The sequence below is a fragment of the Streptosporangium sp. NPDC001681 genome, assembly GCF_040298085.1.
Taxonomy (GTDB): domain Bacteria; phylum Actinomycetota; class Actinomycetes; order Streptosporangiales; family Streptosporangiaceae; genus Streptosporangium.
This window is the reverse complement of sequence record NZ_JBEOZN010000108.1, coordinates 18,885-33,673: the sequence shown is the minus strand read 5'-3', so window position 1 is coordinate 33,673 and position 14,789 is coordinate 18,885. Positions and strand designations below refer to the sequence as shown.

Below are 14,789 nucleotides of genomic sequence, written 5' to 3'. Positions count from 1 at the left end.
CCCTGGAGGCGCTGCTGCGCGCCGTCGACGGGGACGGCGACCTGACCTCGGGGCAGCGTGCCAGGCTGTCGGCCGCCCGCGACTACCTGCGGGTGGCCCCCGAGGTGGTCTGGGTCGCCCGCGACGTGCCCCTGCCCGAGACCGACCTCACGCTCCCGGCCAAGCCCCGCGACCCGGATGCCCTGGCGGCGCTGAGCGAGCGCTACGGCCTGGGCGGGCCGCTGGAACGCCTGACCTCCACGCTCCGACCCACCCGCTAAATGTCCGATCTGACCATTTCGCCCTAGTCGGTGGGGCGGGACCGCCGCCAGCCGGTAGGTTGCTCCCTGTGCCTCACAAGAGCATCCGGGTACCCGGAGAGTCCCACCCCCGCCTCGACGACGGTTTCGAACGGATCCGCCGTGAGATGAAGCTGCCCGAGGGGTTTCCCCGGGCGGCGGTCGACGAGGCCGAGTGGGTCGCCGAGGTGCCCGCCCTGCCCCGGCTGGACCGGACCGACCTGCCACTGATCACCATCGACCCTCCGGGGGCGATGGACCTCGACCAGGCCGTGCACCTGGAGGAGCGGCCCGGCGGCTACCGCGTCTGGTACGCCATCGCCGATGTCGGGGCGTTCGTCAGGCCCGGAGGGGCGATCGACACCGAGGCCCGCACCCGGGGCGAGACGGTCTACATGCCCGACGGGCGCGTGCCGCTGCACCCGCCCTTGCTGTCGGAGGCCGCCGCCAGCCTGCTGCCGGGCGTGACGCGGCCCGCCGCGCTGTGGTGCGTCGACCTCGACGCGGAGGGCCGGATCGTGGGCGCGGACGTGACCAGGGCGCTGGTGCGCAGCCGCGAGCGGCTCGACTACGACTACGCACAGGCCGCGATCGACACCGGCACCGCCGACGGCACGCTGCGACTGCTGGCCGAGATCGGCCGGCTCAGGCTCGCCCTGGAGCGGGCCAGAGGCGGCGTCACGCTGCCCACCCCCGACCAGGAGGTCGTTCCGGACGGGGACGGCTACCGGCTGGAGTTTCGCGCCCCGCTGGAGGCCGAGGCGTGGAACGCGCAGATCTCGCTGCTGACGGGCATGGCCGCCGCCTCGATGATGCTGGACGCGGAGATCGGCCTGCTGCGGGTGCTGCCGCCCGCCCCCGCCGAGAGGGTCGCCCAGGTCCGCAGGGTGGCCGCGGCACTCGGCGTGCCCTGGCCGGAGGATGCCGGGTACGGCGACGTCGTGCACGCCCTCGACCCGAAGATCCCCGAGCAGGCCGCGTTCCTGCAGGAGTCGACGGTGCTGCTGCGCGGCGCCGGCTACGTGGCCTTCAACGGCGAGCCCCCCTCGCAGGCGGAGCACGCCGCTGTGGGCGCGCCGTACGCGCATGTGACCGCGCCGCTGCGCCGGCTCATCGACCGCTACGCCACGGAGATCTGCCTGGCCATCGCGGCGGGCGAGCCGGTGCCGCAGGACGTCCAGGAGGCCATGGGCGAGCTGCCGGAGATCATGCACGCCACCGGGCGCCGTGTGAACGGCGTCGAGCGGGCGTGCGTGGACCTGGTGGAGGCCTTCGTGCTCCGTGAGCGGGTGGGCCAGACGTTCGAGGCGGTGGTGATCGACGTGGCCGAGGACCGGCCGTGGGGCCAGGTGCAGCTCACCGATCCGGCGGTGGTGGCCCGCTGCGACGGCGAGGGGCTCGGGCTGGGCAGGAGCGTGCGCGTGCGTCTGACGCGCGCCGACCCGACCACCCGCGAGGTCCGCTTCAGCCTGGCCTGACCGCGCCTCGTCCGGGAAACCAGCCGTACCCGGTACGCCCCCCGCACGGCCCGGCTCAGGCCAGGGACGAGTAGGCCACCACCCCGCGACGCAGCGCGTCCATCGCCTTGCTCGCGTTCTGCTTGACCTTGCTCCCGGCGGGGGCGGCGGTGGAGATCTGGCCGAGAAGGTCGAGCAGCTGCTTCATCCAGCGTACGAAGTCTCCCGCGGCCAGCTCCGCACCGCCGGCGCCGTCTCGGAGCACGGAGTCCAGGGTGTGGCCCCTGGCCCAGCGGAAGGCCGCCCAGGCGAAGCCGAAGTCGGGCTCCCTGATGAACGACAGCCCGTGGTCGCTCTCGATCGACTCCAGCTCACTCCAGAGACGGACCATGTCGGCCAGCGTCTGCTGCGCGCCGCCCGCGGGGATCCTGGGCTGGCGGGCGTCGTCGGCCTGCCTGGACTCGAAGACCAGCGAGGAGACGCACGCGGCCAGCTCAGCCGGGTCCAGGTCGTTCCAGAGCCCGGCGCGCAGGCACTCGGCGGTCAGCAGGTCCAGCTCGGTGTAGAGCTGGGCCAGGCGGCGGCCCTCGGTCGTGACGCTCTCACCGTCGAGGTAGCCGAGCTGGTCGAGCACCCCGCAGACCTTGTCGAAGGTGCGGGCGATGACGTGGGAGCGGCCCTCGACCCGGCGGCGCAGCCCCTCGGTCTCGCGGAGCAGCTTGTGGTAGCGCTCGGCCCAGCGGGCGTGGTCCTCGCGCTCGTCGCACCCGTGGCAGGGGTGCCGGCGGATCTCCCGGCGCAGGCGGGTGATCTCCTCGTCCTCGGTGGCGTGGTCGCGTGCCCTGACGGGCTTGCCGAAGTCCCGGTCGCCGATCTTGGCGTGTACCGAGGAGACCAGGTTGGCCCGCTCCTTCGGCGAGCGGGCGTTGAAGTTCTTCGGGATGCGCAGACGCTCGACCGGTTCGACCGGGACGGGGAAGTCGGCCGGCGACAGCTTCTTGACCTGCTTGCCGATGGTCAGCACCAGCGGGGACGGGCCCTCGCCCCGGGAGTTGAGGCCGGGGTCGAGAACGACGGCCAGGCCGGCGCGGCGCCCGCCGGGAATCCTGATGATGTCGCCGGGCTTGAGCGCCTCCAGCGAGCGCAGCGCCTGCGTCCTGCGGGCCGCGCCGCGCTGGCGTGACAGCTCGGCCTCCCTGTCGGACAGGGCCCTGCGCATCGCGGCGTACTCCTCGAAGTCGCCCAGATGGCAGGTCATCGCCTGGCGGTAGCCCTCCAGGGCCTCCTCGGCCCGGCGCACTTGCTTGGCGATGCCCACCACGGCCCGGTCGGCCTGGAACTGCGCGAACGAGGACTCCAGCAGCGTCCTGGCCCGCTCCCTGCCCACCTGGCCGACCAGGTTGACCGCCATGTTGTACGAGGGGCGGAAGCTGGAGCGCAGCGGGTAGGTACGGGTACTGGCCAGGCCGGCGACCTGGAGGGGGTCGGTGCCCGGCTGCCACTGGACCACCGCGTGGCCCTCCACGTCGATGCCGCGGCGCCCGGCTCGCCCGGTGAGCTGGGTGTACTCGCCGGGGGTGAGGTCGGCGTGGGTCTCGCCGTTCCACTTGTCGAGCTTCTCGATCACCACGGAGCGGGCGGGCATGTTGATGCCCAGCGCGAGGGTCTCGGTGGCGAACACGGCCTTGACCAGGCCGCGGGTGAACAGCTCCTCGACGACCTCCTTGAAGGCCGGGAGCATGCCCGCGTGATGGGCGGCCAGGCCCCGCTCCAGGGCGTCGCGCCACTCGAGGTAGCCGAGCACGGCCAGGTCCTCGTCGGGCAGGTGCGCGGTGCGCTCGTCGACGATCTGGCGGATCTCGTGGCGCTCGGCGTCGGTGGTGAGCCGGATGCCGTCGTGCAGGCACTGCATGACGGCGGCGTCGCAACCGGCCCTGGAGAAGATGAACGTGATCGCGGGCAGCAGGGCGTCGGCGTCCAGTCGCTCGATGGCCGCGGCCCGGTCCGGCGGGCCGTTCCTGCGGGGTCGCGGGTAGCCGCGGCGGCCCCTGCCGTACGCCTGGCGCTCCTCGTCCCTGGCGATGCGCAGCAGGTTGGGGTTGATCTGGGGGCGACGGTCCTCGTCGCCGGTGACGAACAGGTCGTAGATGCGGTTGCCGACGAGCATGTGCTGCCAGAGCGGGACCGGGCGGTGCTCGTCGACGATGACGCTGGTGTCGCCGCGGACCTCTCCCATCCACTCGCCGAACTCCTCGGCGTTGCTGACCGTGGCGGACAGGGCGACCAGCCGCACCGACTCGGGCAGGTGGATGATCACCTCTTCCCAGACCGCGCCGCGGAACCGGTCGGCGAGGTAGTGGACCTCGTCCATGACGACGAAGCCGAGCCCCGCCAGGGTGCCGGAGCCGGCGTAGAGCATGTTGCGCAGCACCTCGGTCGTCATGACGACGATGGGAGCCTCACCGTTGACGCTGTTGTCACCGGTGAGCAGGCCCACCTTGGTCGCGCCGTACCGCCTGACCAGGTCGTTGTACTTCTGGTTGGACAGCGCCTTGATCGGGGTGGTGTAGAAGCACTTGCGGCCCTCCGCCAGGGCCAGGTGCACGGCGAACTCGCCCACGACCGTCTTTCCCGAGCCGGTGGGTGCCGCCACGAGGACCCCGTCGCCCGCCTCCAGCGCCCGGCAGGCGTCGATCTGGAAGTCATCCAGCTCGAAGTCGTACAGGCCGCGGAACGAGGTCAGCGCCGGCCCACTCTCAGCCTGGCTCTGACGGAAGGCAGCGTATCGTTCCGCTGGGGTCGTCATACCTCCCAGCCTACCGATATCGGGATTCCGGTCCGTCCCCCCTTTTTACCCGGCGATCCGGCCGATCGCGCGGACGGAACGGCCCTAAACGAGGACCGCCAGCGCTCCGGGAACGACCTCGCAGGTCAGCGGAGTGGGACCGACCCGCTCGCCGTCGGCGTAGGCGATCACTCCGGGGGCCTCCACCCGCACCCTTCGGGCGCGGTGCATGGTGACGGCGGGGTGGCTCGCGTGCGAGCCCCGATAGACACGGGGAAAGGCGCGCAGGAACTCCCCCCGGGGGACGGCGCCGAGGATCGTCACGTCCAGCAGGCCGTCGTCGGGCACGGCATCGGGGCACACGCGCATGCCCGCGCCGTACGAGCGGGTGTTGCCGACCGCGACCAGCATGGCCTCCCGCTCGACGATCTCACCGTCCAGGTCGATCCGGAACGGGATGGGCCTGAAGGAGCGCAGTTCCTCGGCGAGCGCGACCAGGTATCTGGCCATGCCGGGCGGCCAGGTCATCCGGTTGGCCCGCTCGTTGACGCGGGAGTCGAAGCCGCAGGCCACCACCCCGGCGAACCACTCGTCCTCGCCCACCTTCGCGGCGTCGACGGTGCGCACCCGCCCGCGCAGCACGGTGTCGGCGGCGGCCAGGGGTGCCTTCAGCGGGATGCCGAGCGCGCCCGCGATGTCGTTGCCGGTGCCCACGGGGATGACGCCCAGCGGCACGCCACTGCCCGCGACCGCCTGGAGTGCCAGGTGGACCAGGCCGTCACCGCCGAAGGCCACCAGCGCTTCCGGTTCCTCGGCGACGGCCAGGCAGGCGCGGTCCAGGGCATCGGCGGCGGAGTCTCCGAGGATCACCGAGACCTCGCGACCGCCCTGCCGCAACCGGTCGAGCACCGGGGAGAGCAGTCCCCGTGAACGGCCGCCACGGGCGGCGGGATTGACGAGGACTGCGATCTCTGCGGGCACAGATCGGAACTTATCCCCTATTTGCTGGGATCGGTGTCGGTCGTTCTCGAATCGATAGGAGCCGGATCACCGACGGGGGTCACGTCGCCCAGAGGCGAGGCGTCGTCGTCGAGCGAGGAGGCCTCGTCATCGGAGAGGTGTGAGAAGTCCTCGCCCTTCGGCTGCCTCTTCTCCCGCAGGTACATGAACCCCTCGGCCAGGGCGAACAGCGCCACCATCGGCAGGGCGAGCGCGATCATCGTGAACGGGTCGCCGCCGGGGGTGGCGACCGCTCCGAAGACGAACATGAGAAAGATGACCATCCGGCGGTGCTTGGCCACCAGCGAGCGCGGCAGCACCCCGATGATGTTCAGGAACACCATGAGCAGCGGCAACTCGAAGGAGATGCCGAACACGATGATCATGATCAGCGCGTAGCTGAGGTACTCGTCGATCGTGATGCCGGTCAGCGTCCCCGGAGGGGCGAACCCGAGCAGGATCGACAGCCCCGTGTCCATCACGAAGTAGGCCAGAGCCGCGCCCGCGAGGAACAGCGGGACGGCCAGCATGATGAACAGGATCGAGTAGCGCTTCTCGTTGCGGTACAGGCCGGGGGTGACGAAACCCCAGATCTGCCAGAGCCAGATCGGTGAGGAGACGACGAGGCCGAACATCGCCGCGACCTTGAGGTTCACGAAGAAGGAGTCGAAGACGCCGAGGATCAGCATCGTGCACTGCCCAGGCCGCAACTCCTGCGCCTGGGGAAGCCCGCAGTAAGGGGCAGACACGAACTGCCAGATCGGGCCAAAGAAGATGAAACCAACCACGATGCCCACGAGCAGGCCGAGCATGGCGATGATCAGCCGGTTGCGCAGCTCACGCAGGTGCTCCATGAGCGGCATGCGACCGTCGCCAGAGTCAGCGGGCGGTTCCGTCCCGTTCCGGCCCGGTTTAGGCCACTTCAGCAGCGCCATTCACGAATCCTGGGGTGACGAGTCGGTTGATCGGGGTAGATCTTCAGGCTACCGCCGATCACTGCGTCTTGGGCGCTCCAGCCTGGGCTCGCAGCCTGGCCGCCTGCTCCTCAAGCTGGCGGGCCTGCTCCTCGACGCTCAGCGCGGAGGCCGGCGTCGAAGTCGCGGCCGGGATCGGCTGCGGCGCCGGGGCGGCCGGCTGGGCCTGGGCCTGGACGACCGTGGTGGTCGTGCCGTCGGCCTCGTCGTCATCGCGGAGCTTGGCGGTCTCCGACTTGAAGATGCGCAGCGACCGGCCGAGCCCGCGGGCGGCTTCCGGCAACTTCTTGGCACCGAAAAGCAGCACCAGGATCAAGCCGATAATGATCAGCTCAGTGGGTCCGAGGTTTGGCATTACACATCCTTACGCCGAACGACGTGCAGTCTCTGCGTCCGATCGTACGCTGCCTCGAGGGCAGACTCATCCCTTCGGAACACGTATCGTCCCCCCGCTCTCGCCGAACAGCACCCGGACGGGCTCCAGCCTCCCGTGCGCGCGGTCGATCTCGCGGCCGAGTTCGGTGGCCGCGCGCAGTACGCGAACAGCCAGAAAACCAAGGATTCCCAGCCCCACGAGGGCCAGCGAGAGCGCGGCGATGATCCAGCTCATAGTGGGAGATCCTAGTACCGCACGTCAGGAGACCGACTCGTAACGATTCAGCGCGGCCGTCGCGGCGGCGCGCACGCTCGCGTCCAGCGAGGCGGGCGAGATCACCCTGCCGGTGTCGCCCAGGCGCAGCGCCAGGCGTACCACCCAGCCCTGGTCCCTGGCGCGCAGCGCCACCCGCACGCGGCCCTCACCGAGCTCGGTGACCTCCTCGCACGGGTAGTACTCGGCGACCCAGCGGCCCGCGGCGGTCAGCTCCAGCTCCACCAGCTCGTCGGTCGGCGAGGGCCGGAACACCCCGGACGTCACCTCGTCCGGCACCGCGTCGGCGGGCGGATCGGCGGGCACGTCGAGCACGTCGACGGAGAGCATCCGGTCCAGCCGGAACAGCCGGACCGCCTCGGCCCGGTAGCACCAGCCCGACAGGTAGGGACGGCCGTCCACGACGACCAGGCGCATCGGGTCGACCTCGCGCGGGGTGATCTCGTCGCGCCCCGGCACGTAGTAGCGCAGCGACAGCCGTCTACCGCGCCGCAGCGCCTCGTTGACGCTGGGCAGCGCGTCGGGTGCGGCGTCGACCTCCACCGCGACCTGGCTGCTGACCGCCGCCGCGCCCTCGCCCGAGGCCTGCTCGAACTTGGCGATGACCCGGGCCAGCGCATCGCGCTCCCCGAACTCCGGCATCTCGGCGAGCAGGCGCAGCGCGACCAGCAGGGCGCTGGCCTCGTCCACCCCCAGCCGCAGCGGGCGGGCGATGGTGTCGGCGTTGTCGATGACGATCTCCCCACCGTCCCACGACACGTCGATCAGGTCGCCGGGGGTGTGGCCGGGCAGCCCGCACATCCACACCAGCTGCAGGTCGTCGATGAGCTGCTTCTCGCTCAGACCGAAGATCTTCGCGACCTCGGGCACCTGTGCCCCGGGGTGCGACATCAGATAGGGCACCAGCGCCAGCAACCTGGGCAGGCGATCAGCGGTGCTCACGCGAGTGCTCCCTTCAGGCGGCAGATCACCGCGTCGCGGGCGTCCGGCGGGCCGACCACCTCCGCGTCGGCGGCGAAGCCCACGATCCACCCGGCCAGCCGGCCGGTATCGGTGAAGTCGACCTCCAGCTCGTCCCATCCGTCACCGGCGGGCCGCACCGCCTTCGCCACCTGGCGCAGTCCCTGGCAGGTGTCCTGCCTGACCCGGACCAGGGCGGTACGCTCCCGGACCGCGGCGTCGCTGTAGACGACCATGGACTTGATGTCGACCCCCTCGGGCACCGTCACGGAGCCCGGACGGCCGATGGTGGTGACCGCCCCGCCGATCCGGCTGAGCCGGAAGACCCGCGGCGCGTCCCGGTCGCGATCGTGACCGACCATGTACCAGCGGCCACGGCGGCTGACCACGCCCCACGGCTCCACGGTGCGGGTCAGCACGTTCTGGCTGGCCGCCGCCCGGTAGGCGAAGCGGACCGCCCGCCGGTCGCGCACGGCCTCCCAGAGCGCGGGGAAGGACGGATCCTGGGTGTCGACGCGCAACTCCAGTGCCCCGCCGAGCACCCCGTACGCCTCGTCGGTCTCCACTCCCCCGGCGCGCAGCTTCAGCAGCGCGCCGCTGGCCGCCTCGGCCAGGCTGGCCCGCTGCCACACCTGGGCCGCCAGGCCCACCACCGCGGCCTCGTCCGGTTCCAGGGTGATCTCCGGCAGTTCGTAGGCCTGGCGGACGATCCGGTAGCCGGGGTCCTCCTCCCAGGGGTCCTTGTGGACCTCGATCGGGATGCCGATCTCGCGCAGTTCGTTCTTGTCCCGCTCGAACATCCGCTGGAAGGCCTCGTCGTTGTCGGCGTCGTAGCCCGGCACCGCCTGGCGGATGTGCTCGGCGCTGAGCGGCCGCCGCGTGGCCAGCAGGCAGATCACGAGATTGAGCAGCCGCTCGGTCTTCCGGCGCGACATCCGGCCTCCTCCCTGTTCAAGTGACGCTACCCTTCCCCCGTGATCAGATGGCGCAGGGGCGAGGTCGTACGGATCCGGCGCGAATGGCCGGGGGCAATGGAACTCGACGTGACCACCGAGGACGGCGAGGCGCGCGCGCTCGCCTATCCGGCCCTGGTGGGACGCCCGGAGCCCGGTGACGTGGTGTTGCTCAACACGACCGCGCTCGCGATGGGTCTCGGTACGGGAGGTTACGCCATGGTGGTGGCTGTTCCCGACCGATTGCCGCAAGATCCTCAAGGTCCCGGACACCTGGTGAAGGCACGCTACACCCCGTTGCAGACCACCGTACTCGGCGCGGACGAGCAGGACTCGCCCTTCCACCACCTCCTGCGTGACGCCGACTCCGTGGACGGCATGCCGGTGATCGTCGCCGACCTGCACTCGGCCCTGCCGGCGATTCTCTGCGGCCTGTACGGCTCGAATCCGCCGCGTACCGGGGAGTCCGGCGGGCACCGGCCCGCCAGGGTCGCCTACGTGATGCTCGACGGGGGCGCGTTGCCCGCCTGGTTCTCCATGTCGTGCGCGCGGCTACGAGAGACCGGCTGGCTGTGCGGGGTGGTCACGGTGGGCCAGGCCTTCGGCGGCGACGTGGAGGCGGTGACGCCGCACACCGGCCTGCTGGCGGCCCGGCATGTCCTGGGGGCCGACGTCGCGGTCGTCACCCAGGGGCCGGGCAACCTGGGCAGCGGCACCCGCTGGGGCTTCTCCGGCGTCTCGGCCGGCGAGGCGGTCAACGCCGCCGCCGTCCTCAGGGGCCGCCCGGTCGCGGCGCTGCGGGTCAGCGAAGGCGACCTGCGCGAGCGCCACATCGGGGTCTCGCACCACTCGCTGACCGCCTACGGCCGGGTGGCGCTGGCCCCCGCCCAGATCGCCGTACCCGTGCTGCCCGGCGACTTCGGCAGGCGGGTGACCGAGCAGTCGCGCCCGCTCGCCGCGCGGCACGAACTGATCGAGGTGCCGGTGGACGGGCTGTACGCGGCGTTGCGGGAGTCTCCGGTCAGGCTGTCGACGATGGGCCGCGGCCTGGACGAGGACCTGGCCTACTTCCTGGCCTCGGCCGCCGCCGGACGCCACACGGCCTCGCTGCTGTCGTAGAAAACCTTGAAGGTGAAGGCCTCAGGCGTGGGGCCTTCCCTCCTGAGCCGCTCCAGGCGCTCCATTCCCTCGGCCAGGGGCGGCTCGTGCCCCTCGGGAATCCACCACATCACCGAGGACGGCTCCGCCATGCGCAGGAACCATTCCCTGCGCCGCTGCAGGAACTCCAGGTGGCCGCTGCGGTAGACGTAGTCCCACAGCGCCTCGCGCGACTCCCAGACCGAGAAGTTGATCAGCAGGTGGTCACCGTAGTCGTGCTTGACCGTGTCCTCGGGGGCGTCGCCGCCCTTGAGTCTCCAGACGAAGCCGGGAGTCGCCTCGGCCAGCCGGTTGACGGGGTCGAGACCTGCGGCGAAGGAGGCCAGCTCCGGGGAATCGACGGGAGCACGCATGTGGGCGATGTTCAGTTGGGCCAGATGCATGAGCACAGCAGATCACCCCCGGCCTTTCTATGTCAATTCTCATTGTTTTTAGAGAAGGTGACGCAACACTCCTCCGGGCGCGGGTCCAGCCGGGCCGCCGAGGCGTCCTGGCCGAGCGCCTCCAGCAACCCTCGGCACAGCCCCAGGTTCACCGAGCAGACCAGCAGCGGATGTTCCTCGGCCGGCACGTGGAACGGGCAGTTGCGCAGCCGTACCCGGCCCTCCTCCTCGTACGGCTCGTAACCGCGCCGCCGCAGCACCCCGACGAGATCATCGTCCTGCCGCGCGAACCCGGCCCCGGCGCGTCGCGCGACCTGCTCGGCCCGTTCCTCCCCGCCGAGCGACTCCACCGCCTCGGCCAGCACCAGGGCGAGCGTTCGGTAGTCCCTGGCGGGCACGCTGACCTGCCACTCCCCCCGCGCCCTGTGATAGACCTTCGCAGGCCGGCCGCTGCCGGGGCCCGTCCGCTCCGTCAGCCGCCTGAAGCCCGCGTCAAGCAGGCCGGCCTCGACAAGCCTGTCGAGGTGGAAGGCGGCCAGAGTCCGCTGGATCCCCACCGCCTCGGCCGCCTCGTTGCGCCCCACCTCCTGGCCACGGGAGGTCACATAGTCGTAGACGGCCCGGCGCACCGGGTCGTGAAGTACCGCCACCTTGTCGAGGTCATCACCGCTCACAGCCCGGATTGTAGGTGGGGGCGGCAAAGGTCACGCCCGGCGCACGGGTCAGTAGGCGGCCAGCACGTCGACGACGAAGACGAGCGTCTCGCCGGGTTCGACGGACGGCGGCAGGCCGTTCTCGTAGCCGAACCTGGGCGGGACGATCACCAGGACGCGGCTGCCCACCGGGACGCCGACCAGAGCCCGGTCCCAGCCCGCGATGACGCGGCCCTTGCCGATCTGGAAGGCCTTGGGCTGCCCCGCCGCCCAGGTGGAGTCGGAGACGCCTTCGCCCCAGACCCTGCTCTCGTACTGGGTGACGATGAGCTGTCCCGCACGGGTCTCGGCCCCGGCGCCCCTGACGAGGATCTTGCTCCTCAGGTCGGCGGGAGGCGCGGTGCCCGGCAGGGAGATGGCCGGGCGCCCGCCGGAGGCTCCGGTGACCCTGACCCCGTCGAGGACCCCGCCCCCGCCCTTCGCGGTGGCGTCGGGCGGGAACGCGCCGAGCACGTCGACCACGTAGAACAGCCCGTCCTCGGCGGTCATCCCGCCGGGTGGGTTGGGGCCGTACGCCTCCTCCGGCGGAACCGCGACGACCACCCGGCTGCCGACCTTGTGGCCGCGCAGGGCCTTGCCCACACCGGTGATCGTCTGGTTCAGCGGAAAGGACGCCGGGGCGCCCTGGTTGAAGCTGGAGGCCAGCAGGCGGTTGTCCTTGCCGTCCCACACGTGCGCGGTGTACTGGGCGACGACCAGGTCGTTCCCCCCGATCTCCGCGCCGGTGCCCGTCATCAGCTCGGTGAATTTCAGGCCCCCGGAGGGCGCGCCCTCGGGAAAGCGCACGGTGGGCCTGTCACCGAAGTTCCCGAGCACCTCGACCTCCGGCCCCGCCTGCCCGTCGCCGGAGGCGCAGGCGGTGACCAGCACGAGCGAAAGCGCGGCGAGCAGTGCCGTGGGACGCATCCGAACTCCCGGGGCCGGTGGCTGCGCCAACCCTAACGCCCTATTGGGAGAATTGTCAGTAGCTGGAGATCGTGATCGGAAAACGCGAACCCGGCCGTGCGCGCACGGCCGGGTTCGGGGGTGAGTCGCTCCGCGAGGAGCGTCAGTAGGCGGCCAGCACGTCGACCAGGAAGACCAGGGTGTCGGTTCCCTTGATCTTGTCGCCGGAGCCCGCCTTGCCGTAACCGAGGTCCGGCGGGATGCTCAGCAGCACCCGGCTGCCCACGGGGACGCCGACCAGACCCTGGTCCCAGCCCTTGATGACCTTGCCGGTGCCGATCTGGAACATGATCGGCTGAGCACCACGGGACCAACTGCTGTCGAACTCGACGTCCGAACCCCAGATCTTCCCGGCGTACTGGACCAGGATCGACTGACCGGACTTGACCTCGGGCCCCGTGCCCTTGATCACGGTCTTGGCGACGAGTTCCTTGGGCGCCTTCTCCTTGGTCTTGGTGGTGAGCTTCGGCGCGGTCTCACCGCCCGGGCTCTCCACCTTGACGCCGGCGACGCCGGGGTCGGTCGCGGTGCCCTTGGCCGCGTTCCCCTCGGGGACGCCGACCACGTCGACCACGAAGACCTGCGACTGGCCCGCGGGGGCCTGCGCCTGCTGCTCCTTGGGCAGCGCGTCCTTGGCCACGACGGACATGAACCTGCCGCCGCTCTTGGTCTCGGCGAAGCCCTTTCTGAGGATCTCCGGGACCTGCTCGTTGAGCGTGATGACCTGCGGGCCGCCCTCGTCGTAGGTCGAGCCCGCGAGCTTGTTCTCCTTGCCGTCCCAGGCGAAGACCGTGAAGTTGGCCACCACGTTGGTGCCGAGCTTGGCGGTCTCCCCCGCGGTGCCGGGGGTGAGCACCTTGTAGGAGGAGGTCTCGACGACCTTGGCCGGGAAGGCCACGTTCGGCTTGGCGCCGATCTCCCCGGTCACCTGTAGCTCGGTGACTCCGCTGCCGGCGGAAGTGGAGGCGCCGGTGGTCGCGTCCCCTCCCGAGCCGCATGCTGCGGCGAACATCAGAGGCACTGCGGCCAGTACGGCCATGCTGCGGCGGCGCATAGGTATCCCTCAAGCAGACGTCAGGTTCGCGCAACACTACCCGTACCGGCATACGGAGGAGGTAAGCATGGAAGGAGCTTGCCGAAGCGTGACCATCACATTCCGGCGATGAGCTTGTCCACCCTCTCGTCGACACTGCGGAAGGGATCCTTGCACAGCACCGTGCGCTGTGCCTGGTCATTGAGTTTCAAGTGCACCCAGTCGACCGTGAAGTCACGGCGCTTCTCCTGCGCCTTGCGGATGAACTCCCCGCGCAGCCGGGCACGGGTGGTCTGCGGCGGCACCGACTTGGCCTCGAAGATCTTCAGATCGGAGGCCACCCGCTCCACCGCGCCACGCTTCTGCAGCAGGTAGAACAGGCCACGGCGGCGGTGCACGTCGTGGTAGGCGAGGTCGAGCTGGGCGACCCGGGGGCTCGACAGCGGCAGATCGTACTTCTTGCGGTAGCGCTCGATCAGCTGGTATTTGGTCACCCAGTCGATCTCGCGGGCGACCTTGTCGAGGTTGCCGGTCTCGACCGCGTTGAGCGTGCGCTCCCACAGTTCCAGCACCCGGTGGCTGATCTCGTCGCCGCCGCGGCGGTCGACGAAGTCACGGGCCTTGGAAAGGTACTCCTCCTGTATCTCCAGCGAGGACGCCTCCCTGCCGTTGGCCAGCCGGACCCGTCGCCGCCCGGTCATGTCGTGGGAGACCTCCCGGATGGCCCTGATCGGGTTCTCCAGGGACAGGTCACGCATCACGGTGCCCGCCTCGATCATGCGCAGCACCAGGTCGGTGGCGCCGACCTTGAGCAGCATGGTCGTCTCGCTCATGTTGGAGTCACCGACGATGACGTGCAGGCGGCGGAACCGCTCGGCGTCGGCGTGCGGCTCGTCACGGGTGTTGATGATCGGGCGTGACCTGGTGGTGGCGCTGGAGACGCCCTCCCAGATGTGCTCGGCCCGCTGGGAGACGCAGTAGACCGCCCCGCGCGGGGTCTGCAGCACCTTGCCGGCCCCGCAGATGATCTGCCGGGTGACCAGGAACGGGATCAGCACGTCGGCCAGGCGGCCGAACTCGCCGTGCCGGCCCACCAGGTAGTTCTCGTGGCAGCCGTATGAGTTTCCCGCGGAGTCGGTGTTGTTCTTGAACAGGTAGATGTCGCCGGCGATGCCCTCCTCGCGAAGACGCTTCTCGGCGTCGACGAGGAGGCCCTCCAGGATGCGCTCGCCCGCCTTGTCGTGGGTGACGAGCTCCACGACGTTGTCACACTCGGGGGTGGCGTACTCGGGGTGGCTGCCCACGTCGAGATACAGGCGCGCCCCGTTGCGGAGGAAGACGTTGCTCGATCGGCCCCAGGAGACGACACGGCGGAATAGATAACGCGCTACCTCATCGGGTGACAGCCGCCGCTGCCCCCTGAATGTGCAGGTGACGCCGTACTCGTTCTCAAGCCCGAAGATGCGACGATCCATTGCCTCACACTATTCGCCGAACCCCTC

14 protein-coding genes and 1 pseudogene are annotated in these 14,789 nt (G+C 70.6%); 3 read left to right on the top strand and 12 right to left on the bottom strand.

From position 1 onward, the window contains the following. A pseudogene (locus tag ABT130_RS35620) lies at nucleotides 1-260 on the top strand (flap endonuclease); the annotation flags it as partial. Between the two features lie 68 nt (nucleotides 261-328). Beyond that, nucleotides 329-1,756, top strand: coding sequence for an RNB domain-containing ribonuclease (locus ABT130_RS35615; protein WP_350963114.1), 1,428 nt, complete (start codon nucleotides 329-331; stop codon nucleotides 1,754-1,756). 55 nt (nucleotides 1,757-1,811) lie between these two features. On the opposite strand, the gene ABT130_RS35610 is transcribed toward ABT130_RS35615, so the two are convergent. From ABT130_RS35610 to ABT130_RS35580, 7 genes are all read right to left on the bottom strand, one after another. Continuing rightward, nucleotides 1,812-4,541, bottom strand: a complete 2,730-nt coding sequence (locus ABT130_RS35610) for a DEAD/DEAH box helicase (protein WP_350919294.1) — start codon at nucleotides 4,539-4,541, stop codon at nucleotides 1,812-1,814. Nucleotides 4,542-4,625: 84 nt separating this feature from the next. Next, nucleotides 4,626-5,501: a diacylglycerol kinase gene (locus ABT130_RS35605; protein ID WP_350919291.1), complete on the bottom strand. Its 876-nt coding sequence runs from the start codon at nucleotides 5,499-5,501 to the stop codon at nucleotides 4,626-4,628. Between the two features lie 17 nt (nucleotides 5,502-5,518). Then, nucleotides 5,519-6,373, bottom strand: coding sequence for a twin-arginine translocase subunit TatC (gene tatC, locus ABT130_RS35600; RefSeq protein ID WP_350963111.1), 855 nt, complete (start codon nucleotides 6,371-6,373; stop codon nucleotides 5,519-5,521). 139 nt (nucleotides 6,374-6,512) lie between these two features. Beyond that, the gene (tatA, locus tag ABT130_RS35595; RefSeq protein ID WP_350963108.1) at nucleotides 6,513-6,848 is read right to left on the bottom strand and encodes a Sec-independent protein translocase subunit TatA; all 336 of its coding nucleotides are present in this window, start codon (nucleotides 6,846-6,848) and stop codon (nucleotides 6,513-6,515) included. 66 nt (nucleotides 6,849-6,914) lie between these two features. Beyond that, nucleotides 6,915-7,103 (bottom strand): hypothetical protein, encoded by a 189-nt coding sequence (locus ABT130_RS35590; RefSeq protein ID WP_350963105.1) that lies wholly within the window; start codon nucleotides 7,101-7,103, stop codon nucleotides 6,915-6,917. 24 nt (nucleotides 7,104-7,127) lie between these two features. Beyond that, complete coding sequence (locus ABT130_RS35585; RefSeq protein WP_350963102.1) at nucleotides 7,128-8,084, bottom strand: helix-turn-helix transcriptional regulator; 957 nt, start codon at nucleotides 8,082-8,084, stop codon at nucleotides 7,128-7,130. Then, a complete protein-coding gene (locus ABT130_RS35580) occupies nucleotides 8,081-9,037 on the bottom strand; it encodes a helix-turn-helix transcriptional regulator (RefSeq protein WP_350963099.1) in 957 nt (318 codons plus the stop codon). The genes ABT130_RS35585 and ABT130_RS35580 overlap by 4 nt, the downstream gene beginning before the upstream one ends. A gap of 39 nt (nucleotides 9,038-9,076) precedes the next feature. Here ABT130_RS35580 and ABT130_RS35575 point away from each other — a divergent pair, with 39 nt between their 5' ends. Then, nucleotides 9,077-10,174, top strand: coding sequence for a DUF3866 family protein (locus ABT130_RS35575; RefSeq protein ID WP_350963096.1), 1,098 nt, complete (start codon nucleotides 9,077-9,079; stop codon nucleotides 10,172-10,174). Here ABT130_RS35575 and ABT130_RS35570 read toward each other — a convergent pair. From ABT130_RS35570 to pafA, 5 genes are all read right to left on the bottom strand, one after another. Next, a complete protein-coding gene (locus tag ABT130_RS35570; RefSeq protein WP_350963094.1) occupies nucleotides 10,120-10,596 on the bottom strand; it encodes a DUF3291 domain-containing protein in 477 nt (158 codons plus the stop codon). The genes ABT130_RS35575 and ABT130_RS35570 overlap by 55 nt on opposite strands. A gap of 32 nt (nucleotides 10,597-10,628) precedes the next feature. Next, nucleotides 10,629-11,270, bottom strand: coding sequence for a helix-turn-helix transcriptional regulator (locus tag ABT130_RS35565; protein ID WP_350963091.1), 642 nt, complete (start codon nucleotides 11,268-11,270; stop codon nucleotides 10,629-10,631). Between the two features lie 48 nt (nucleotides 11,271-11,318). After that, nucleotides 11,319-12,215: an FKBP-type peptidyl-prolyl cis-trans isomerase gene (locus tag ABT130_RS35560; protein WP_350963088.1), complete on the bottom strand. Its 897-nt coding sequence runs from the start codon at nucleotides 12,213-12,215 to the stop codon at nucleotides 11,319-11,321. A 142-nt stretch (nucleotides 12,216-12,357) separates the two neighbouring features. Further along, nucleotides 12,358-13,308 (bottom strand): FKBP-type peptidyl-prolyl cis-trans isomerase, encoded by a 951-nt coding sequence (locus tag ABT130_RS35555; RefSeq protein WP_350963085.1) that lies wholly within the window; start codon nucleotides 13,306-13,308, stop codon nucleotides 12,358-12,360. Between the two features lie 95 nt (nucleotides 13,309-13,403). Beyond that, on the bottom strand, nucleotides 13,404-14,762 hold the full coding sequence (gene pafA / locus ABT130_RS35550) for a Pup--protein ligase (RefSeq protein WP_030904553.1): 1,359 nt from the start codon (nucleotides 14,760-14,762) through the stop codon (nucleotides 13,404-13,406). Nucleotides 14,763-14,789 lie beyond the last annotated feature (27 nt).